The 20,394-nt window shown below is 51.9% G+C and carries 17 protein-coding genes; 10 read left to right on the top strand and 7 right to left on the bottom strand.

Annotation, left to right across the window (positions count from 1 at the left end; all coding sequences use genetic code 11):
- Nucleotides 1–467: 467 nt before the first annotated feature.
- The gene (locus SNR34_RS05960; protein WP_486182411.1) at nucleotides 468–2,294 is read right to left on the bottom strand and encodes a proline--tRNA ligase; all 1,827 of its coding nucleotides are present in this window, start codon (nucleotides 2,292–2,294) and stop codon (nucleotides 468–470) included.
- Nucleotides 2,295–2,833: 539 nt separating this feature from the next.
- On the opposite strand from SNR34_RS05960, the gene SNR34_RS05955 reads away from it, so the two are divergent.
- Nucleotides 2,834–3,502 (top strand): 3'-5' exonuclease, encoded by a 669-nt coding sequence (locus SNR34_RS05955; RefSeq protein ID WP_236415350.1) that lies wholly within the window; start codon nucleotides 2,834–2,836, stop codon nucleotides 3,500–3,502.
- Nucleotides 3,503–3,536: 34 nt separating this feature from the next.
- Here the strand turns inward: SNR34_RS05955 and SNR34_RS05950 are convergent, their stop codons facing one another.
- The 3 genes from SNR34_RS05950 to SNR34_RS05940 all read right to left on the bottom strand — a co-directional run bounded on the left by SNR34_RS05950 (nucleotide 3,537) and on the right by SNR34_RS05940 (nucleotide 5,744).
- Nucleotides 3,537–4,502, bottom strand: coding sequence for a helix-turn-helix transcriptional regulator (locus SNR34_RS05950; RefSeq protein ID WP_236415351.1), 966 nt, complete (start codon nucleotides 4,500–4,502; stop codon nucleotides 3,537–3,539).
- Between the two features lie 169 nt (nucleotides 4,503–4,671).
- On the bottom strand, nucleotides 4,672–5,367 hold the full coding sequence (locus tag SNR34_RS05945; RefSeq protein ID WP_236415352.1) for a hypothetical protein: 696 nt from the start codon (nucleotides 5,365–5,367) through the stop codon (nucleotides 4,672–4,674).
- Nucleotides 5,368–5,576: 209 nt separating this feature from the next.
- Nucleotides 5,577–5,744 carry a hypothetical protein gene (locus tag SNR34_RS05940; protein WP_236415353.1) on the bottom strand — a complete coding sequence of 56 codons (168 nt, stop codon included), beginning with the start codon at nucleotides 5,742–5,744 and terminating at the stop codon, nucleotides 5,577–5,579.
- 512 nt (nucleotides 5,745–6,256) lie between these two features.
- On the opposite strand from SNR34_RS05940, the gene SNR34_RS05935 reads away from it, so the two are divergent.
- The 6 genes from SNR34_RS05935 (at nucleotide 6,257) to queF (ending at nucleotide 10,374) form a co-directional block, all read left to right on the top strand.
- Complete coding sequence (locus SNR34_RS05935) at nucleotides 6,257–6,712, top strand: hypothetical protein (protein ID WP_236415354.1); 456 nt, start codon at nucleotides 6,257–6,259, stop codon at nucleotides 6,710–6,712.
- 18 nt (nucleotides 6,713–6,730) lie between these two features.
- Entirely contained in the window at nucleotides 6,731–7,438 is a 708-nt protein-coding gene (locus tag SNR34_RS05930; protein WP_236415355.1) for an AIM24 family protein, read from the top strand.
- 387 nt (nucleotides 7,439–7,825) lie between these two features.
- Nucleotides 7,826–8,506, top strand: a complete 681-nt coding sequence (gene queC / locus SNR34_RS05925; RefSeq protein ID WP_236415407.1) for a 7-cyano-7-deazaguanine synthase QueC — start codon at nucleotides 7,826–7,828, stop codon at nucleotides 8,504–8,506.
- Nucleotides 8,503–8,994, top strand: a complete 492-nt coding sequence (gene queD / locus SNR34_RS05920) for a 6-carboxytetrahydropterin synthase QueD (RefSeq protein WP_236415357.1) — start codon at nucleotides 8,503–8,505, stop codon at nucleotides 8,992–8,994. Before queC ends, queD begins: the two co-directional genes overlap by 4 nt.
- A gap of 46 nt (nucleotides 8,995–9,040) precedes the next feature.
- Nucleotides 9,041–9,820: a 7-carboxy-7-deazaguanine synthase QueE gene (gene queE, locus SNR34_RS05915; protein ID WP_486181414.1), complete on the top strand. Its 780-nt coding sequence runs from the start codon at nucleotides 9,041–9,043 to the stop codon at nucleotides 9,818–9,820.
- Nucleotides 9,821–9,882: 62 nt separating this feature from the next.
- A complete protein-coding gene (gene queF, locus SNR34_RS05910; RefSeq protein WP_236415359.1) occupies nucleotides 9,883–10,374 on the top strand; it encodes a preQ(1) synthase in 492 nt (163 codons plus the stop codon).
- Nucleotides 10,375–11,199: 825 nt separating this feature from the next.
- Here queF and SNR34_RS05905 read toward each other — a convergent pair.
- Nucleotides 11,200–12,978, bottom strand: a complete 1,779-nt coding sequence (locus SNR34_RS05905) for an acid phosphatase (protein WP_486181413.1) — start codon at nucleotides 12,976–12,978, stop codon at nucleotides 11,200–11,202.
- Nucleotides 12,979–13,408: 430 nt separating this feature from the next.
- Here SNR34_RS05905 and SNR34_RS05900 point away from each other — a divergent pair, with 430 nt between their 5' ends.
- Nucleotides 13,409–14,674: an MFS transporter gene (locus SNR34_RS05900; protein ID WP_445259779.1), complete on the top strand. Its 1,266-nt coding sequence runs from the start codon at nucleotides 13,409–13,411 to the stop codon at nucleotides 14,672–14,674.
- A 253-nt stretch (nucleotides 14,675–14,927) separates the two neighbouring features.
- Here SNR34_RS05900 and SNR34_RS05895 read toward each other — a convergent pair whose 3' ends face one another.
- A complete protein-coding gene (locus tag SNR34_RS05895; protein WP_236415365.1) occupies nucleotides 14,928–15,776 on the bottom strand; it encodes an EcsC family protein in 849 nt (282 codons plus the stop codon).
- Between the two features lie 193 nt (nucleotides 15,777–15,969).
- A complete protein-coding gene (locus tag SNR34_RS05890; RefSeq protein ID WP_236415367.1) occupies nucleotides 15,970–16,833 on the bottom strand; it encodes a helix-turn-helix domain-containing protein in 864 nt (287 codons plus the stop codon).
- A 278-nt stretch (nucleotides 16,834–17,111) separates the two neighbouring features.
- Between SNR34_RS05890 and SNR34_RS05885 the strand changes: the two genes are divergently transcribed.
- Nucleotides 17,112–18,800, top strand: a complete 1,689-nt coding sequence (locus SNR34_RS05885) for an ABC transporter substrate-binding protein (protein WP_486181412.1) — start codon at nucleotides 17,112–17,114, stop codon at nucleotides 18,798–18,800.
- 12 nt (nucleotides 18,801–18,812) lie between these two features.
- Nucleotides 18,813–20,336, top strand: a complete 1,524-nt coding sequence (locus tag SNR34_RS05880) for a glycoside hydrolase family 43 protein (protein ID WP_486181411.1) — start codon at nucleotides 18,813–18,815, stop codon at nucleotides 20,334–20,336.
- Nucleotides 20,337–20,394: the final 58 nt, after the last annotated feature.

Genomic DNA, 20,394 nt, shown 5'->3' with positions numbered 1-20,394 from the left:
AATACGTTAAGTTAAAGTCTCCCTCGGCATTCATTGATGACCCCGAATAGGAGACGCTTCAAAAACTAGAAGGATGTCCCGCGGTCGATGGCGAGACATCCTTTTTCTTTAGAGGGTGGAAAATGAATCCCTGCTCTCGAAATTTCCCAACGATGAAATAATGGAGCAGGGGCATGAACTATGGCTCAATTGTTTCACTTTCCAGAGGTGATGCGGTAACTTCGAAAGGAAACCACTCGATGACCAGCCATTCAGTTACATAAATACACAACACCATTTCATCATGTTTGGCCGAAATAAAACATTTGATCAGTCGACTGACAAAAGAAAACCAAAAAATTAAAATTTTAGTTATTTAGTCTTAAAAAATGCTTGAAATCAGCATGTCCATTGTCCCGTTTGGCAGTAGTTTCAACCTATCGCAAATTATTCGGTCCTAACATTATTTCCGGCTGCACCTAACCGGACTACAACTGCTCTTTTACATAATTCAAGGCCTCTGAAGCACTCATGTCGATTCTGCCCGTCACGCCGGATGCTGCAAGAGCATGCGACCCCAATTCCACTTTAGCCTCCGCTGCTCCACGTCCGATGACGATTTGCACAGGCAAGCCAAACAATTCCGAATCGTTAAACTTTACGCCGGCCCGTTCCTCCCGATCATCGACGAGAACCGAATACCCGGCATCCGCGAGTTGCTGCTCCAGTTTCAGGGCAAGCTCACGCTGCGCCGCATCCTTCCAGTTCAGCGGAATCAGGTGCACCTGATACGGAGCAACGGCTGCCGGCCAACGTATCCCGTTTTCGCCTGCATGCTGTTCGGCAATCGCGGCCACCAGGCGCGATACGCCAATGCCGTAGCATCCCATCACCGGCACGCTCTCACGGCCGTTCCGGTCCAGGAAAGAGGCCCCCATTGCCTCGCTGTATTTCGTGCCCAATTTGAAAATATGGCCGATCTCAATGCCCTTCGTAAATGCAAGCGGCTCGCCGCATACCGGACACGCATCACCTTCCGCGGCAAAACGAATGTGATCGACATGCTCCAACGCAAAGTCTTGGCCCGGCCTTACGCCCACCCAATGATAATCCACTTCATTGGCGCCTACGATCGCGCATGTCATGGAGGCCACGTCGGCATCCACGATGATTGGAAGGTCAAGGCCGATGGGACCCAGGAAGCCCACTTTCAGCTCGGCATGTTCCGCCAATGCCTGCTCGTCGGCAAGCTCGAGTTCTTCCGCACCCAAAACCTGTTTAAGCGCAACGTCGTTGAGTTCGTGATCCCCTCGAACAAGTGCAGCAACCAGCCTGCCGTCGGCCCGATAGAGCAATGTTTTGATCATGCGTTCAGCCCCTTGGCCCGTAAACGCGCAAAGCTCGGCAATGGAACGAATATTCGGCGTATGCACCCTGACAGGCTCTTTCCCGTTCTCCTTCCATGTTTTCACATCAACCCCATTCGTCGTCCGTTCGACGGAATCCCCTCTATTATCATCCGCTGCAATGTAGGCCAACACTTCGCGAATGAACGTATCCGCCGAAACCTCCGCTACATTCTCCGAAGACAGTGACTTGTATCCCGCTTTTTCCAGATTGGCCGCATAACCGCAGTGATTGCAGGTAACGATCGTATCTTCGCCCACTTCCGCCAACGCCATGAATTCATGCGTTTCGCCCTGGCCGCCAATCGTGCCCGCATCCGCCTCAACGCAAATATAATCCAGTCCGCAGCGCTCAAAAATGCGAGTGTACGCCTTGTTCATCGCTTGATACGTCACATCCAGCTCATCCCAACTGGATGCAAAGGAATACGCATCCTTCATCAGGAATTCCCGGCCGCGCAGCAGGCCGAATCGCGGACGGCGCTCATCCCGGAATTTCGTGCCGATCTGGTATAAGGTGAACGGCAAGCGGCGATAAGAATTCACCTCATCCCTCGCAATAGCTGTCACCACTTCCTCGTGGGTCGGGCCCAATGCAAACTCCCTTGATTGACGATCCTTGAAACGCATCAATTCGGGACCGTACTGCGAATACCTGCCGGACTGCTCCCACAGCTCCGCCGGCTGCATGATCGGCAGCAGCACTTCCTGGCAGCCAGCCCGATCCATCTCTTCGCGCACAATCCGTTCGACGTTCAGCAGAACACGCCTTCCAAGCGGCAAATAGTTGTAAATGCCTGCCGCAAGCTGGCGGATCATCCCGGAGCGCAATAGTAAACGATGACCGACTGCATCCGCCTCGGCTGGCGCTTCTCGCAATGTTGGAGCTAACAATTCACTTTGACGCATCATACATACACCTCTTATTATTATTTTGCGATGCACAAACCACACCCGGGAACCCCGGCAAAACAAAAAAGACACACTCGTCAAGGGACGAATGTGTCGTGGTACCACCCTTATTCGACTGGAGCCTTTAAACACGGCGCAGTCCTCTTGAGCATAACGGGCTCTCCCGGCAATGGTTGCAGCCCGAAGGCGTTCTCCACCGCAGCTGGCGAGGCGGGAATTGCGCTGCGGCAGCAGAAACCTCTCACCAGGCGGTTTCCTCTCTGTTGATGCCGGGGAACGCAATCATGTCCTCGTTGTTCGCTGTTCTCATTTTTGATCACATTAGTGCATATGTAATTCTTTGTCAACCGTTATTCCAAAAATGACGCCAGAGCCGCGATCATTGCCTTGACTACGTACCACATCATATTATTTTACAGGCGTGTTGCATCATCGATCGGATGAGAGTATCGTAACATCTATAGACTTTATACGAATCCGGATTCTCTATGGTCCAAGCTTTCTGAATAGAACGATGTGTAAAAGGAGCCAACCCCATGCCATATATCATTTATGATCTTGAATTTACGGTTAGCCGAAATGCCCGCTATTCCTCTGAAATTATCGATATCGGTGCAGTCAAAGTTTCCGAGGGAGAGAACGGCCTGTATATTGCCGATACGTTCCACTCCTACGTCAGACCTTCCAACAAATCCGTTCTTTCCACAGACACGGTTCAGTTTACGGGGATTACGCAAAAGGATATCGATGCCGCCCCTCTGTTTCCGGAAGCGATCAAACCATTCATTGCCTGGATGGGCAACGAAACGTATTATATGTGTTCCTGGGGGCCGGACGATCGCAGCAAACTGATTTCACACTGCCGTACCCATGGGCTGGACGTCGCCTGGATCAAAAACCATAATGATTTGCAACAACAGTGGTCGCGCACGACGCGGAAGGAGGGAAAATTCCGGCAGATGGGCCTTGCCCAAGCTCTGGAGCTTTGCGGGATCGAGTTCGACGGAACACAGCACCGGGCTTTGGACGATGCCATCAATACGGCAAAGGTGTTCATTCATCAGTACGATCGGTTTGCATTGGAGACGAATTGTGCTGCGGATGACGAAGGACTGGTGTCGAAAGTCGTTTATTCCAGCCACGAAGACGATGAGAAAGAATCCCCTTTCGGTAATCTGGCCCATCTCTTCAAATCGAAAGAGTAAGCTAAAGGGGAACGACCCAGGCATCGGACTGACTTTATCCGTATAACCGCTGCCATTGCCTGAGGCGTTCCTGCATCATTTTCCGATAGTTTTCAGGCTCCAAAATCTCGGCATCGGGCCCGTATTGGGCGAGCCAACCCAAAAAGGCCTGATCATCGCTAACCGCGGTTTCAAGCAAAAGGGAACCGTCCAATTCCTTCGTGACCGCCGGGCGTACGAGGAACGGTTGCTGTGATACCTGATCGGCAATAGCGGGGGAAAATCGAATTCTGAACGAAATCCATTCCGTACCCCGTTCAGCCAAAGGCATCCGGAAGTACGATTTAAACAAATAATCATCCTTTCGAAACGTGCGTGACATCACCCGGATTTTCCTCAAGCGGTTGACCTGAAAACGTCTTAATCCCTCCGATAAATGACAGTAAGCAAGCAAATCAAACCGATACTCGCGAGGGATGAGGCAATACGGGTCAATTCGAACCATCGCTTTGGCGTGCTGAACAGCATATTCCGCTTCGACCGTGTTTTGCGAAATGCAGGCTTCGAACAATCTGACAAGCGTATCATCCGTTTCCTCTGTCTGGTCGTCGTATTGTGAAACAGGCATGCCGACCTTGAACAGATTGCCGATTTGTTCGGACCATGCTACGCGTTCCTTCTTGTTTTTCTGGGTTGACGCCACCACTTTCTCATAAGCGCTCTCGAATGCCGGCTTCAGCAAAGGCCGAATATCCTCCATGACGTCAGCAAGGTGCATAAAGGCTTGGGTTTCTTCATCAGACCAGTTCAAAGGGTACATGGCAAATTGGCTGATAAACATGTATCCCCTCCCATGTCCCATGTTGGCTATGGGAATGTGCATTGCACTGAGGGCCTCCATGTCGCGATATATCGTCCTTTCCGTTGTTTCGCACCGCTCCGCAAGTTCTCGCGCCAGTATTCCCGGCTTGGCCTGCACCAGAGTAATAATGCGCATTAATCGGATCAGTCGGTCTGTCATTTTTGCCGGCCCTCCATGATGTTGTTTCAATGAAATTCAACACAACCTCTATTAATATTTCGTTATGTTGTTAAGTACATTCGACCTGTTTATTATATTCACCTTTATTATCTATGTAGATACAACCATTTCCTCATCAGTCAGGCCAACGTTGTTTTCAGCCTCCCTATTACGCGTTTTCGCGTCTGTCATGCGGCAAGTCTGCATAAGTCATTCCATAATGGCAACGCAGCTTCTCGACGATCTCGGCCTCCTCGTAATATTCGATATCTTGTTTGCGCACCGCTTCGATTAACAAGGCATCTGCATGCCTGCGCAAAATATCGCTTCCCTCTTGTATACGCCCCCGTTCATAAGCGCGCAAGGCTTGTTTGATCAAAGGCACCGTTTCGTTGAGCTTGATGCTTTTTTCAACCTTCGGATTATCCGGCTGGCGCAGCATGCCCAGATGGCTTGTGTATTGGATGTACAATTGTTCCCTTCGCAGCAATACCCTTTGGCTTTGCTTTAATTTCCGGGTGCTCCAATACGCCGAGCAAACAGGCACCTTTCCCGAAAGTCGGGGAGACATCGCGAATTCAAGCAGTATTTTTTTGCTTTCGCCTTTGTAGACGTCACCTAACCTGAGAACCCAGCCAATATCCGTTTCCTTGGAGCGGCAACCATAGACTCCCTTAAGCCGAACTCCGAATTCCGGTTTGAGCAACAATTCCAAGTCACGCGACACGATTTTGGGTGCCGTCTTTCTGGGTCTTTTGGCTAAGGCACCGCTGCGCCATTCAATCAACATATATACGGGGTCGGCTCCCCCCGTCGGAATGGCCTCTCTGTTCCACGAATAACTTACTTCAAAGACTGAGTTCACTGGTAGTCTCTCCCCCGATTTATATGTATTATCTTCTAAGTTATCAGGGTAAATGGACACTATATTGTCACGGAACATATGTTCCCTTCATTTTTTTCCACAAACTTTTTCCCCTTCGCCTAAAACCGCCGAAATGCGACAGAATTTGACCCAAAAAAAGCTTGGCTCCAGCCAAGCTTTTCCGTTCTATCTGTTGCCAAGTCCCAATTTTACAATGAGTCGGATCGCTCTCTCCATTCGCCTCGCGACCTTCCGTCTTGTTCGTTCTGCACGGGAACGTAGGTGATGCTGTCTATGATCAAATCTCTTCCAATCGGTTCTCCGTTGACGGTAATGGTTATTTTTTTGGTAGGTGCTGTGTGTTCTGTCGTATGCATCGATTTCTGCTCCTTTTCGTTCAATGTGAAAATGATTATATTTTGTTCGTTACCGTATTAATAAATCCCACTAGGCCACTGCGGGCGCAGTACCATCTTCCAATCGCTGTTATCCCCAGATTTTTTTAATCCCCTTATTTAAGGGGAAAATCCGGTGATAAATGCGAAGCGTATGCTTTCGATGGAGCTTTCTTACAGAAAGCTTTTAGCTCCGCTTCTCCAGATTGGTTCCCCTCTCCGTTATCGTGTAAATGTCTAGTTCAACATATATAGCGGCGTTTTCGCCAAGGGAAAAGCAGATACGCAAACGCGGTTAATCATTTAATGATCAGCCGCCGGGGCCGACTATGTCCATTACCCGAAAATCCGTAGGATCAAACACAAAAATTCACTGGGGACTGAAGGAAGTACTGAACCCATTGCGCCGATTTTGACGTATAATGTAATAGTGATTTTCCTTCCGTACCAAGAAACGCGGAATATACCGATTTTAATCGAAAGAAGGTGCCTCTATGCCCAAACGGTCGAAACACGGAACCCTTCGAATTTTGCTCGCTGCATGCGCGATCATGGCGTTTTCGTTTACGCACACCGTAAATGCGGCACATGCCAACATCTTTTCAGACATATACAGCAGTTGGGAACGGGTATCGGAGCTCCCGGGAGAAGTGAATGCTCTGCAGGAAAGCTATCGGCAAACGTTGGAACAATTGAACGAAACCTCTGCGCAGTTGGGACAAGCTGAGGCCAATGTCGAGGCATTCAAAGCCCAAAATGAGCAGCTGGTCGCCCAAAACCAGAAACTGACCGAAATGGTCAGCGAGCTTCAAGATCAGCAGAACGCTCGCAATGTCACCGCCAAACGCATTCAAACCACAGTCATTACTGCCGTTTGTCTCATCCTGGGGTATTTTATCCTGATTCGCGTGATGCGTTGGGGGATGCGTCGCCGTTCAGGCCGAATATAAAGAATAGGGAGCCACGACATGCACATTAACCTCAACACGGTCGAAGCGGACGGGGCCGGTCAAGTGGTGAAGTTCTCGCTTACGCCCGAAGACCGGCTTCATATTTTACACCCCCAGCAAATCGTCGCCTTTCGAGGGCCAAGCAGCAGCCGCAACGACAAATTCATGAACATCTCCGGCATGTACCGCAAAAAAAAGCTGATCAAGTCCGAAATCACCGGCCCTTGCCAGTTTGTGGCTGCACTCCCGCCCGGCTTCACCATGAAGGAAGTGGAATTGACGGCCGAGAGCGACCTGCTCTACGACTTTCGCCATCTGTTCTTTTATTCGGACGGCGTCACCATGCACACCAAAATCCAGAAGATCAAAAATATGTTCATCACCCGGGACGCCGTGAAAATGAAGTTTTCCGGCCACGGCAAAATCGGTCTGCTGACCCAGGGACAAGTGTGCCAACAGGAACTGCACCCCACCGCTCCCTTGTACGTGGATGCAGGCAGCGTTATTGCCTATCCTGAAAATGCTCATCTGGAGCTGACGGTATACGGCAACCACTTGGCCAGCCAACACATGAACTATCATTGGAAAATGACGGGACACGGCCCTGTCCTGTTTCAGGCAGGCCGCGAGAACCACAGGCTGGAACGGGACGTCAACGATGGCGATGGCCTGTTCAAACGAATCTTGAAAGAAGTCATTCCGTTCGGCAACATTCTGATTAAATAAGCGCCGGCCTGTCGAACCGCTGCAGACAGTCAAATGTTGGATCGCCGCAGAACATGTGCTGCAAGGTTGAAATTGTGTTATACTGAACCGGACAATTGAAGAAGAAAATCCATGCCGCTTGGCATGGGAGAGGTTCGCGAACTCCCTCTACAGCGCATTTCAGGCCTGACGGCCGGATGTGCTGCGTACAGAACAACGTCTGAAACCGCATGGCGAAGGATAAATCTGTATGTAAAAAACTAAGATCACTTTTTCGCAGGCATTTTTTTGCTTGTTTGCGGGAAGGTGTGTTTTTTGATGGATGCCAGTTCATGAACTTCTCTGTTCTTCGACGATGCAGGCTTTTGGCCTGAATCGATCTTAAGAAGATGGAGAGGTTTTTTTATGTTGAACGAAGAAAAAGCAGTCGTTGTATTCAGCGGCGGCCAGGACAGCACCACCTGCCTGTTCTGGGCTAAACAGCAGTTTGCCGAAGTTGAAGTCGTCACCTTCGACTATGGTCAACGGCACAAACTGGAGATCGAATGTGCGGCGGCGATCGCACACGATCTGGGCGTGCAGCAGACCGTGCTCGATATGAGTCTGCTGAATCAGCTTGCGCCAAGCGCACTGACCCGCACGGATGTGGAGATTACGCATGAGGAAGGCGAGCTTCCCAGCACGTTCGTCGATGGACGAAATTTGTTGTTCCTCAGCTTTGCCGCGATTATGGCCAAACAAAAAGGTGCGCGTCACCTGGTCACCGGTGTATGCGAAACGGATTTCAGCGGATATCCGGATTGCCGGGATTCCTTCGTAAAGTCGCTGAACGTTACGCTTAACCTGTCGATGGATTACCCGTTCGTAATCCATACGCCGCTGATGTGGCTGGACAAAGCCCAAACGTGGGAGCTGTCCGATCGACTCGGCGCCTTCGATTACGTGCGCGAACGTACACTTACCTGCTACAACGGCGTCATTGGCGATGGCTGCGGCGAATGCCCGGCATGCAAGCTGCGGAGAGCCGGATTGGATCGTTATTTGGAACAACGCACCCAAACAGGGACACCGGGGGCGGATCATCGATGAGAGAGCCGGGGACGTTCCGCATCGTCGAGCGGCTGCAGCGGATCGACGAAGACATTTTGCCTGCACAGCTTCGCTATCATCGCAAACGGGTGCTGGTCAGCAAAGAGTTTACCTTTGACGCCGCGCACCACCTGCACTGTTACGAAGGCAAGTGCAAAAATTTGCACGGACATACGTACAAAGTCGTATTTGGCATCAGCGGTTATCCGGGAGAAACCGGGCTTACCGTTGATTTTGGACATATCAAAGACATTTGGAAAACACGCATGGAAGGGTATCTCGACCATCAATACTTGAACGAGACCCTACCTTTGATGAACACCACGGCCGAAAATATGGTCGTCTGGCTGTTCGAACAAATGGAACTGGCGCTGCAGTCGGAGCCTTATGCATCCCTCGCCGAAGGGGGACGAACCGAATTCGTTCGTCTGTACGAGACACCTACCAGCTACGCGGAAGCGAGACGGGAGTGGATGATCGATGGATAACCTCCTGCAGCATGCGTCAGCAGACATAACCCGGGATTTTCCAGACATGATGGACTCACGTCCCGAACCGGAAAGCAGGTCTGCGAATGGCGGACGCGGGGGACGCATTCCGGTCATGGAAATCTTCGGGCCTACCGTTCAAGGCGAGGGCATGGTCATCGGGCAAAAAACGATGTTTGTGCGCACCGCAGGCTGCGATTACCGCTGCTCCTGGTGCGATTCGGCCTTTACCTGGGACGGCACCGGGAAGGACCAGATCAAAATGATGGCGCCGGAGGAGATTCTGAAGGAGCTGCGCCGCATCGGCGGCGCCCGCTTCTCGCACGTCACGATCTCCGGCGGCAACCCCGCCCTGCTTGCTTCGCTGGGCGGGCTGGTGCAATTGCTGCGCGAGCAGGGCATCCGCACGGCGGTAGAGACGCAGGGCTCGCGCTGGCAGCCTTGGCTGGCGGACATTGACGAAGTCACCGTCTCGCCGAAGCCCCCCAGCTCCGGCATGGAGACGGACTGGGGCGTGCTGGATGATCTGGTTCAGCGGCTGGCGCTGTGTCCAGCGAACCGCAGCATGAGTCTGAAAATCGTCATTTTTGACGAGACAGACCTGGACTATGCCCGGCGCGTGCATGAGCGGTATCCGGGAACAGCTCTCTTTTTGCAAACCGGGAATCCTGACGTCTCGTCAGCGGATACAGCAGACCTTGCCTCCTCCCTGCTCGAACGCTACGAGTGGCTGATTGACAAGGTGAGCGGCTCCGAGACGTTGAATGACGTTCGCGTGCTGCCGCAGCTTCATACACTCGTATGGGGCAATAAACGCGGCGTGTAGCCCAATGAACAGGCTATCGATTAAATATATGGATTTTAACCTAAAGGAGTTACGGAACGACAATGAGACAACCTGACGAGATGCAAGACTTGACGCTGCTGGGCAACCAGGGCACGAAATATACGTTTGAATACGATCCTGGCATTCTGGAGAGCTTTGACAACAAACATCCGTACCGCGATTACTTCGTGAAATTCAACTGCCCGGAGTTTACAAGCTTGTGCCCGATTACGGGCCAGCCTGACTTTGCCACCATTTATATCAGCTACATTCCCGACGTCAAAATGGTAGAAAGCAAATCGCTCAAGCTGTATTTGTTCAGCTTCCGCAACCATGGCGATTTTCACGAGGATTGCGTGAACATCATTATGAACGATCTGATCAAGCTGATGGACCCGCGCTATATCGAAGTGTGGGGCAAATTCACGCCGCGCGGCGGCATCTCCATCGACCCGTACACCAACTACGGCAAACCGGGGACGAAATACGAGCAGATGGCCGAGCACCGCATGTTGAACCATGACATGTACCCGGAAACGGTCGATAACCGTTAAGAGGTAAACTTAGGCGACTAGTCATAAACCCAGCACTCGGTGCCCCCTTCAAGGGTGATTCAGCCAGTTGGCATCACGGATCTCTAACATAGGAGCAGATTCTCCCGCACCCTGCGGGGAAGAATCGCTCCTTTTTTGCGTTTATCGCATCGGATACGGCAAAGCTGGAACGTTAATATAGATCGGCACAACACCCACATATCGCAATGGTCGACCGTGCGAGCGAACTTCAGGCACATTAACATGGTGTATAGGCGGCTAACGAACCTCAGACACGCTATATGGAGGTTTTCCGGCATATGGTTGGCACCAATGCCTTCATTGCAATCGTAACCTCAATACCTTTAATTGCTTCTTTAGGTAGCGTTACCTTATCACCAGCTACCACAGCTCTGGTATCATGAAAACCTTACCGCCATATCAGTTGTTGCAGTCTACTTCATTCCTCGCCACCGTCGCGTTTAACACGCAATACAAAAAAGAACCCCGGATCATTTTCCGGGGTTCTCTCGATTTAGCTCTATATAAGTTGAACCGATGATTTTTACACGGAGTCACTACGTGGTCAGAACGATCTTCCGATCACTGTTATCCCCAGATTTTTTTGATCCCCTTTTTTCAAAGGGAACATCCGGTGAAGCTTTTGCTTCCGATGCAGCTTTCTTTCAGAAAGCTTTTAGACCGCTTTGCTTCTCCAGATTGGTTCTGCCCTCTCCGTTATCGTGTAAATGTCTAGTTCAACCTATATAGGCTGTGCAGTCACCTGGTTCCGCTTAACATTTCTATCCTGCTGGGTACGTAGGCCACCACCCAACCCTAAACCTCTTATTTGCTCACTTTCAGCACAACGCTGTTTGCTTTGTAAACCACGCTTGCTTTTACGCCGCTCGGCAGTCCGGAAACGTCCACGGAAGCAAACTTCGTTCCAGCCGCTTTTTGGCCGAACGTCATGATCGTTGCGCCGTTCGCCGGCACGTAACCATCCGTGAAGTTCAGTTGCAGCTTGCCGCCAAGGGTAGCGTTTTTCGCCACTTGGAATACGTCGTTTTTGCTGCTGATGTTCAGCTCCAGCGTACCTTTGGCGGATTGTTTGAAGTCGCCGCCAATCACGAACCGGCCTTCAACCTCTTCACCGATCGTTCCGCCGTTGTTGGTGACGCCCGCCGTACCGAATGCCGTTTTCGAAGCACCCTCAAGCGTACCTTCCTCCAACACAGTGCCGCCGGAATAAGTGTTGTTTCCGCTAAGCGTCAGCTTGCCCGTACCTTGTTTGGTCAGCTTGCCTTCGCCGGAAATATCGTTGCGCCATACGTCCGCAGCATTGAAGCCGCCTTTGGAAGCATCCATGTTCACGGTAACGTCGGACATGAATGCGCCGTAACCATCTGCCGCGGCAAACAGGTTCAGGCGTCCCCAGCCTTCCGGATCATTCAGCAGCGGATAACCGGAAGGCAGTCCTGTTGTAGCGAGTACCTCACGGCGCTGGGTGTCATTCAAGTAAGGTTGACGCGTTTCCAGCAGCACCTCGGCATTTTTGGGAACCACCATCGGTTCGGTTTTGGAATCGATTTGCGGGAAACCGAACGTCAGCAGTTCGGTATATTTCTTTTTGTTGGCTTCATAATCGCCGTATGCATCTGTACCCGTTGCTTTGGTGCTCATGAGTTCACGCTGTGCTTGCTCGTAAGCCGCTTGCTTCAGTTCGCTGTTCGCCGGATCGGACAGAATCGCCGCCGACAGCGCTGTGGCCAATACGCGTCCACCCATGACGTCCAGCGGGGAGTGCATGCCTGCAACGACACGGCTTTCGCCGAGCTCAGCCGCATTCGTCAGCATTTCCTGATAACGTTCAGGCGCAGCATACGCAAACGCAAAAGCGGTCAGGTAAGCCGCATTGGTATGTCCGCTCGGGAAACCGCCGTCTTTTTCAGGCTCATTGCTTTGTACCGGAAGAAGCGTGTTTACGACCAGCGAGTTATCCACCCAACGGAACGGACGCGGATATTGGAAATAATATTTGGACGGATTGCCGGACGAATATTCGCCACGCAGCGTGTTCACCAAGCTTACCACTTTGCCCAGGCTGGATTCAGCGTCCCCTGCGCCATTTCCTTCGTCACTGTACTTCGTTGTCGTTGCATCGGCAGCAACTTCCTTGACGGTTGTTTCCGCTTTAGCTTTGGCACGATACGTATCGGCATAAGGACCGAAACCGTCAATGACGCTGTAGCTTTGGCTGCGGCGATCATCCAGGTACGCTTTCTCCGCTTGTTCGGCCGTGCGGCGCATATATGTATTGAATACTTTGCGAATATTAAGATCCAGAATGCTTTCGTTCAGCTTGCTTCCGGTATTCCAGGCATCGCCGGTTTTCCAAAGGTCGGAGAAGCCGGACAAAATACCAAGTGCGGGATTGGACTCCAGCGTCTGGTTATCGGTTTTGTTGTTTTTGTAGTTGTCCACGAAATATCCCCAGGCTGGTGCGGGCGCTGGGTCCACGTTAAAAGAACCCGTTGCAGCGTTGGCGTACCCCACCCCCACGGAGCTTAACAGTAAAGGCATAGCCAATAACGCTACAGTAGCTTGTTTTTTCAAAGATTTCATGATTCGATCAGATCCTCTCTCGTCTTTTTGCACCTTGTCGGGCACATGATGTAATGAATCAACAAGTTGTCCGTTAAAAATCATAGCGCACATTTGTTAAGCCAAAATCTTCTTTTTGTTAAATCCCCTGCGGTTTTGTATGGACAGACACACAGCGAAATTTGCCCCTTCAAAGGCAAGCTTCCTAATTAAATATATCGTTGCCCGTGCATTCGGCTATGCCCGTCTTCATTGGGTCAAACACAAGAAATGTTTGGTTAATGTAAAATCAACCTTATGCGCATCCCTCGGTTGATCGATGGATCCGGTTATTATTTTCTCTTGTCGGTGCCCTCAATCTATCCTATTATGTAACAATATGAGTAAGTATCTCAGAATAGAAGGCATAGATCCCCAGCGACTGTGACCTAAAGGAGAACTGTACATGTCTATGCAATCCTCTTTATCCAAGGACGGCCGCGTCCGTTCCAAAATCGACCCCGGATCGGATGCCCAGCGCACCGTGTACCGGATCTTGATCGCCATCAGTCTGGTGCATCTGTTCAATGATTCCATCCAGTCCGTCATTCCGGCGATTTTCCCGATTCTGAAGGATTCCATGCACCTGAGTTATACTCAGATCGGATGGATCTCGTTCGCTATCAACTTCACCGCATCCATCATGCAGCCCGTCGTCGGCTGGTTTGCGGACAAAAGGCCTACCCCTTCCATTTTGCCCATCGGCATGGGCTTTACCTTTACCGGCATGCTGCTGCTTGCCTTTGCGGACGATTATGCCGCCGTGCTGATCTCGGTCATTTTCGTTGGTTTGGGCTCGGCCGCTTTCCATCCCGAAGGCTCCCGGGTATCCAACATGGCCGCCGGACAGCGTCGCGGGCTCGCCCAGTCCATCTTCCAGGTAGGCGGTAATGCCGGGCAATCGCTGGCCCCATTGCTGACGCGCTGGATATTCATCCCGTTCGGCCTGTTCGGAGCGATCGGTTTCACCGGCATTGCCGCAGCCGGCATCGCGGTACAGATTTATATCGCCCGTTGGTACGGGCGCATGCTCGGTTCCGGTTACATGCGTAAGCAGGCGGCTGCACGCAGAGCGCCTAACCCGGCCTTGCGTAAAAAAATCGCAGCTGCCATTACGCTGCTGATCATCCTCGTCTTTGTACGTTCGCTGTACAACGCGGCCATCGGCAGTTATTACGCCTTCTATTTGAAAGAAGGCTTCAGCCTGTCCACAGAGGATGCGCAGATTTACATCTTCATGTTCCTGGCCGCGGGTGCACTTGGCACCTTCTTTGGCGGACCGTTGTCCGACCGTTTCGGTAAGCGCAACATGATCTTTCTGTCCATGGCCTGCGCTGCTCCGCTGACGCTGCTGCTGCCGTACGCCAACCTGTTCTGGACGGGCGTATTGCTGGCGATCATCGGTTTCATCATCCTGTCCAGCTTCTCGGTCACGGTCGTTTACGGACAGATGCTGATCCCGGGCAAAATCGGGACGGTATCCGGCTTGATTACGGGTCTGGCCTTTGGCATGGGCGGGCTCGGCGCACTCGTGCTTGGAAATTGGATCGACGCCCTCGGCGTATCCACGGTCATGCAATTTTGCAGCTTCCTGCCGCTGATCGGGGTTCTGACCTTCCTGCTGCCTTCGGATAAGGTGCTGAAACGTTGGGCGGAAGAAAACGGCAGCGAAGAATAAGAAACTTAGGGTGTCACAGTTTCTTTAATCCATGAAGATTCGTCGCATCGCGTGAGCACATCCAAAAAACGCCTATTTCGTTGTCATCAACGGAATAGGCGTTTTTCATTAAACTCCAGTAAAATCATATTTGTTATATAAACCGCAAAAAACATACACACGTTAACGGAGAGGCAGAACCAATCTGGAGAAGCAAAGCGGTCTTAAAGCTTTCGTAAAGAAAGCTGCTTCGAAAGCATGCGGTTTATATAGTTCACTTCAATCGCTGCAATATCAATCTCTTCTTGTACAGCATCTTGCCGGCTTCCGCCACGTCCTGGATCGTGCCCTTGTTGCTGATCGAGCCGAACAGCATGCCTGCGATCGGGATGAGCTGGAACAGCTTCTTCCAGCCGAAAGATTCGCTGTACGAGAGAAACACTTCCCGCCAGCCCTGCATCTGAGAAATAACCTCTACTTGCTTCTCCGGATTGTCGTAATCGGCAAGCTCATCGATAATCGCTTTTTTGCCTACGATGTCGGCCGACGAAAATTGCAGGCATTTTACGATAAAAATGCGTTCCTGCGGATCGTCCGGATTGTAACCGTAACATAGCGCCATTTCCTGCAGCACCTTCAGCGACATGCCCATGACCATAGGAATGTCGGCTGCAATGGTCACGATGCCCCCGATTCCCGTCGCTGCCCCCTGCGCTGCCGCAAACTTCGCCCGGCTCTCGGTAATGCTGTCCGCAACGCGGTCAAGTACTTCAAGCGGCAGCCCTTCTACGCTATGGATCTGGCCATCTGCCTTCGAATCCGTTTCTTGTTCTACCTCGGTCACTGTAACATCCTTCATGGCATATCCCGACTTTTCGGCCTCTTCCTGCAGCAGCTTGGCTACTTTCTGTTTCTGCACCAGAAACTTGCCCCCGTGCTGCACGTATTGTCCGACATCGTTCAAAGCCGTTCCGATCTTCTCTTTCAGCGCTTTGGGCATCACCTTATCGAGCATGACGAACGGCAAACGACCGAGTTTATCCCAAATAAACAGCGCCTTCTGCTCCTTCTCCCACTTCAGGATCTGCTCCAATTCCTGATCCAGTTGTTCGCGTGTTTCCATCTATGACAGTCCCCCATTATTTCTTTGATCAACTAACATATACCTCATACGCAGAAAACATGGGATTGGTTGCTTTTGCATGATTCCCCGGACACATGCAAATCGTGCATCGGGAAGTAGTCATCAACACGAAACCGACTCGGTTTCCCTTGTTGGATTTCAGATGTCCTAACCTTTTGAATCCGAACCCAGATTATTGCCTCTGCCTGTAGGCCTTGGGGGAGATGCCATGTGCCCTGGTAAATTGGCGGGTGAAATAGTTGCTGTCATTGAAGCCGCATTCATATGAAATTTGCGTGATGGACAGGTTTGTGTGCTTAAGCAAGGTGCCTGCCCTGTCCAGGCGCAGACGCTGCAAATAGGAAATGGGCGTCATTTGATAATGGGTACGAAAAATACGGTTCAAATGTCTCACCGATATGCCAGACTTCTCTGCAATCTCCTCCAGCGACAATGGCTCGACGTAGTGATCTTCAATATATGAGACCGCATTCGCCAAATGCATCAATGTGTTGCTATCATTCCCCTGTTCCTGAGAATCGTACTGCCTGGACAAATAGACGACCAGTTCCATGAAACGCGACATCAGCATCGTTTGGTGTCCCTGCTGCTTCTCGTGATATTCCCCGATCATGACCGAAACCAACGAAGAGACATATTCCATGTCCGAGATCGGCAGCGCGAGCTGGCTGGGAAACGGGTGCGTTTTCCGGTAAAGCGGTTCCAAAACGAACAATGCCTGAAATCCGTTGGACGTCCGCAGATCCGGCCCTGCCGCCGCCAGCATCTCAGGCCTGTACATGATATTGCAGATGTTGAAGTCATGCGGATCTTTGTATGCGTGCGGGGTACTCCCGTTAATAACAAACACGTTTCCTTTTTTGATGAAAGACTCTTCCGTATGCACAATATGCGTTGCATTTCCCTTCAACACGATCACGAGCTCCGAAAAATCGACATGCCGATGAAGGTCGGTATCCTCGTCATGTCCCCCATATTGAATGTAGAACGGAAAATGCTGGTCGGTTGTAAACCAATTCAAATATGCGTTGCTCACTGGTCTTTCCTCCGAAATTCATAGATTGGAACCATGTCTATATCATGCTACTCCACGACCGAATAATCAAGGTTTCACGCATCAGGAAAACGTTAGAATATGCTTCATAAGCCATTATGGAGCAGGCGCAAAAGAGAGATGCAAGAGGCTCCCGAACCGTGTTCCGAAAGCCTTGGCATGAAGATGACGCTCATGCAGCGCCTTCTTGAAAGCGCACGCAATAGCTCGGCTCCACCGATTTTTGGGCTTTATCAACCATTTTCCTCAGGGGGGTTAACATGACAAATAAGATTCGAAAAACGGCAACATTGTCGGTTACAGCGGTTCTTTCGCTAAGCCTGCTCGCAGGCTGCGGCAGTTCCGGGAATGCCCAAACGACCGGAACTGCCGGCAAAGACGGTTCCGATCCGGTTACCTTCACGTTCTTTGGCGCGGACAATAATCCGAACTGGAACAACATGCAGGACGACGTCGGCAAGGAAATCACCAAAAAAACGGGCGTGACGCTGAATGCCGAATTCGCCATATCCGATCCTGCGCAACGACTGGCACTGATTGCGGCCAGCGGGGAATACCCTGATCTCATCAGTCCCAAAGGCGATCTCGATAAACTCGTCGATGCCGGAGCCATGCTGGATCTGACCGATCTGATCGAAGAGCATGCCCCCAATCTCAAAAAGCTGTTCGGCGATCAGATCAAACGGCTGCGTTATAGCAACGACGATCCATCCATCTACGTCATTCCTACCTACTCTGCCATCGACGGCGTGAATTTCGTGGCTGGCGGCGGCTTCGAGCTGCAGCATCGCGCGGTCAAGGAAGCCGGTTACCCGGAGATCAAAACGTTGCAAGACTATGAAAACGTCATCCGCGACTATCTCGAAAAACATCCGACCGACGAAAACGGCAACAAAAACATCGGCCTGACGTTGAATGCGGACGACTGGCGCATCCAAATTTCGGTGACCAACCCGGCAGCCGAAACGACCGGCAAATCCGGGGATGGCGAATATTACATCGATCCGGAAACACATGAAGCTTCTTACCACTTCCGCACCGAAGGCGAGAAAGAATACTTCAAATGGCTGAACCATATGTACAACACCGGACTGCTCGACCCGGAATCCTTTGTGCAGAAAAATGACCAATACCAAGCGAAAATCGCTTCGGGTCGGGTCATCGGCCTGATCGATGTCGACTGGGGATACAGCGATGCCGAAAAGTCATTGAAAGCCGCTGGAATGAATGACCAGACCTATGGCCACTACTCTGTCATGTTATCGGACAAATACAAGGACAACCGTTACCAATCGACCGGGTTCATGGCCGGCTGGGGCGTCGGAATCACCACGGCCAACGAAGATCCGGTTCGGGCCATCCAGTTTCTCGATTTCCTCGCTTCCGAAGAAGGACAGGTGCTGAATTATTGGGGCGTCGAAGGCAAGCAGTACGAAATGAAAGACGGCAAGCGCATTGTGCCTGACGACGTGCAGCAGCGTATCGTCAATGACAACATCCCGTTTACCCGGGAATCCGGCATTGGACTGTACACGAACCTCGGCGCTCATTATGGAGACGGCGTTCAAGATTCCACAGGCAATTATTTCACCAAAAATTTCCCGGAACAAATCGTGAACAACTACACCGATGCCGACAAAGAAACGCTCAAAGCCTACGGGGCAACCACCTGGATGGACCTGTTCCCGAACGAAAAAGACTTCCCGCCCAAAGCTTGGGGAGCCGCCTGGAATATCTCTGTGCCGTCCGACGATGAAATTAAGGTCATCGAAAACAAAGTGAAGGACATTACGTGGAAAGTCATTCCGCAGGCGGTCATGTCCAAACCCGAGCAATTCGATGCCATCTGGGACGATTACCAGCAGCAGTTGATCAACGCAGGCGTCGAAAAAATGGAACAGGGCTTCACCAAATACGTGCAGGATCGCGTAAAACTTTGGAATGAATAGGAGCAGCGCAAGATGAAATATACCAATCCGGTGATTCCCGGTTTTTATCCAGATCCCAGCGTCTGCCGGGTAGGCGAAGATTATTATTTGGTCACGAGTACGTTTGAATATTATCCGGGAGTGCCGATCTTCCATAGCCGGGATCTCGTGAACTGGCGGCAAATCGGACACTGCCTGACCACGCCGGAGCAATTGCCGCTGGACCGGGCCTGGACCTCGGGCGGCATCTATGCCCCGACGATCCGCCATCATGAAGGCTGGTTCTACATGACAACGACCAATGTCAGCGGCGGCGGCAACTTCTTTGTACGCAGCAGGCATGCGGAAGGGCCATGGTCCGATCCGATGTTTGTCGCACAAGACGGCATCGACCCGTCCCTCCTCTTCGACGATGACGGGCGGGTATATTTTCAGTCGGCATGCAATGGTGATGAGGGCGAAGGCATCTACCAGTGCGAAATCGACGCGGATACCGGCAACAAACGGACCGAAAGCCGTCTGATTTGGAAAGGAACCGGGGGCGCTGCTCCGGAGGCGCCCCATTTGTACAAAATCAACGGCATGTATTATCTGATGATCGCCGAAGGTGGAACGGAGTATGGGCACATGGAAACGATCGCGCGAAGCAATGATCCGTACGGCCCGTTCGAACCATGTCCCCACAACCCGATTTTGTCGAACCGCAGCATGAAGAGCAGCATCCATGCGACCGGGCACGCCGACCTGGTGCAGGCTCAGGACGGAAGCTGGTGGGCCGTCTGTCTCGGCATCCGTCCCCCGTCCTATCCGCTTCGCCATCACCTTGGTCGGGAAACGTTTCTGGCCCCGGTCACGTGGACGGAAGCAGGCTGGCCGATCATCGGCCATGACGGACGCATCGATCCCGAGATGGACGGGCCGCAGCTTGCCGAAGCAAAGTGGCCGCATCCGCCCGCGCGCGATCACTTCGATCAGCCGAAACTTGGCATGGACTGGTTATTCCTCCGGAATCCGGCCCCGGGAAGTTGGTCGCTAATGGAACAGCCGGGACACCTCGTCCTCCACGGTAACCCGTTATCCCTTGACGCCGGTGGAAGCCCAGCCTTCATCGGACGTCGCTTGAGCCATTTTTCGTGCCGCATCGAAGCGCATCTCGATTTCGAACCCCGGCAGCATGGGGAAGAAGCAGGCCTTTCGGTATTCATGAACCGGAATTATCATTACGATCTGGGCATCAGGCTGGTCGATGGACGCAAATCGGTCGTGCTTCGGCGGGTCGTAGGCTCCATGCGTACCGAATACGCGCTGGATTGCGGCCAAGGTCCCGTCGTCCTTCGAGTCCAGGCCGAGCCTGACGCTTTCGCCTTTTCCATCTGCACGAATGACCGTGAATGGATCGAGCTCGGCTCCGGCGAAACCCACCTGCTCTCCACTGAGGTAGCGGGCGGCTTCACCGGCGTCATCGTCGGAATGTACGCCACCAGCCCGGGCGGCCAAGGCACGCCTGCCCGGTTCGACTGGTTCGACTACGAACCGACCGGGAGTTCCCCGTCCTGATCTGTAAACGGATGTCGGGATCGCACGACATAACAAAACCCACCGTCCATATGAACTG

The organism is Paenibacillus sp. XP01, assembly GCF_057364885.1.
This window is presented reverse-complemented; position numbering and strand designations above follow the sequence as displayed.

Coding starts and splice junctions, on each gene's coding strand:
- SNR34_RS05960 (WP_486182411.1), bottom strand. CDS start 2,294: ATGCGTCAAAGTGAATTGTTAGCTCCAACATTGCGAGAAGCGCCAGCC.
- SNR34_RS05955 (WP_236415350.1), top strand. CDS start 2,834: ATGCCATATATCATTTATGATCTTGAATTTACGGTTAGCCGAAATGCC.
- SNR34_RS05950 (WP_236415351.1), bottom strand. CDS start 4,502: ATGACAGACCGACTGATCCGATTAATGCGCATTATTACTCTGGTGCAG.
- SNR34_RS05940 (WP_236415353.1), bottom strand. CDS start 5,744: ATGCATACGACAGAACACACAGCACCTACCAAAAAAATAACCATTACC.
- SNR34_RS05935 (WP_236415354.1), top strand. CDS start 6,257: ATGCCCAAACGGTCGAAACACGGAACCCTTCGAATTTTGCTCGCTGCA.
- SNR34_RS05930 (WP_236415355.1), top strand. CDS start 6,731: ATGCACATTAACCTCAACACGGTCGAAGCGGACGGGGCCGGTCAAGTG.
- queD (WP_236415357.1), top strand. CDS start 8,503: ATGAGAGAGCCGGGGACGTTCCGCATCGTCGAGCGGCTGCAGCGGATC.
- queE (WP_486181414.1), top strand. CDS start 9,041: ATGATGGACTCACGTCCCGAACCGGAAAGCAGGTCTGCGAATGGCGGA.
- queF (WP_236415359.1), top strand. CDS start 9,883: ATGAGACAACCTGACGAGATGCAAGACTTGACGCTGCTGGGCAACCAG.
- SNR34_RS05905 (WP_486181413.1), bottom strand. CDS start 12,978: ATGAAATCTTTGAAAAAACAAGCTACTGTAGCGTTATTGGCTATGCCT.
- SNR34_RS05900 (WP_445259779.1), top strand. CDS start 13,409: ATGCAATCCTCTTTATCCAAGGACGGCCGCGTCCGTTCCAAAATCGAC.
- SNR34_RS05895 (WP_236415365.1), bottom strand. CDS start 15,776: ATGGAAACACGCGAACAACTGGATCAGGAATTGGAGCAGATCCTGAAG.
- SNR34_RS05885 (WP_486181412.1), top strand. CDS start 17,112: ATGACAAATAAGATTCGAAAAACGGCAACATTGTCGGTTACAGCGGTT.
- SNR34_RS05880 (WP_486181411.1), top strand. CDS start 18,813: ATGAAATATACCAATCCGGTGATTCCCGGTTTTTATCCAGATCCCAGC.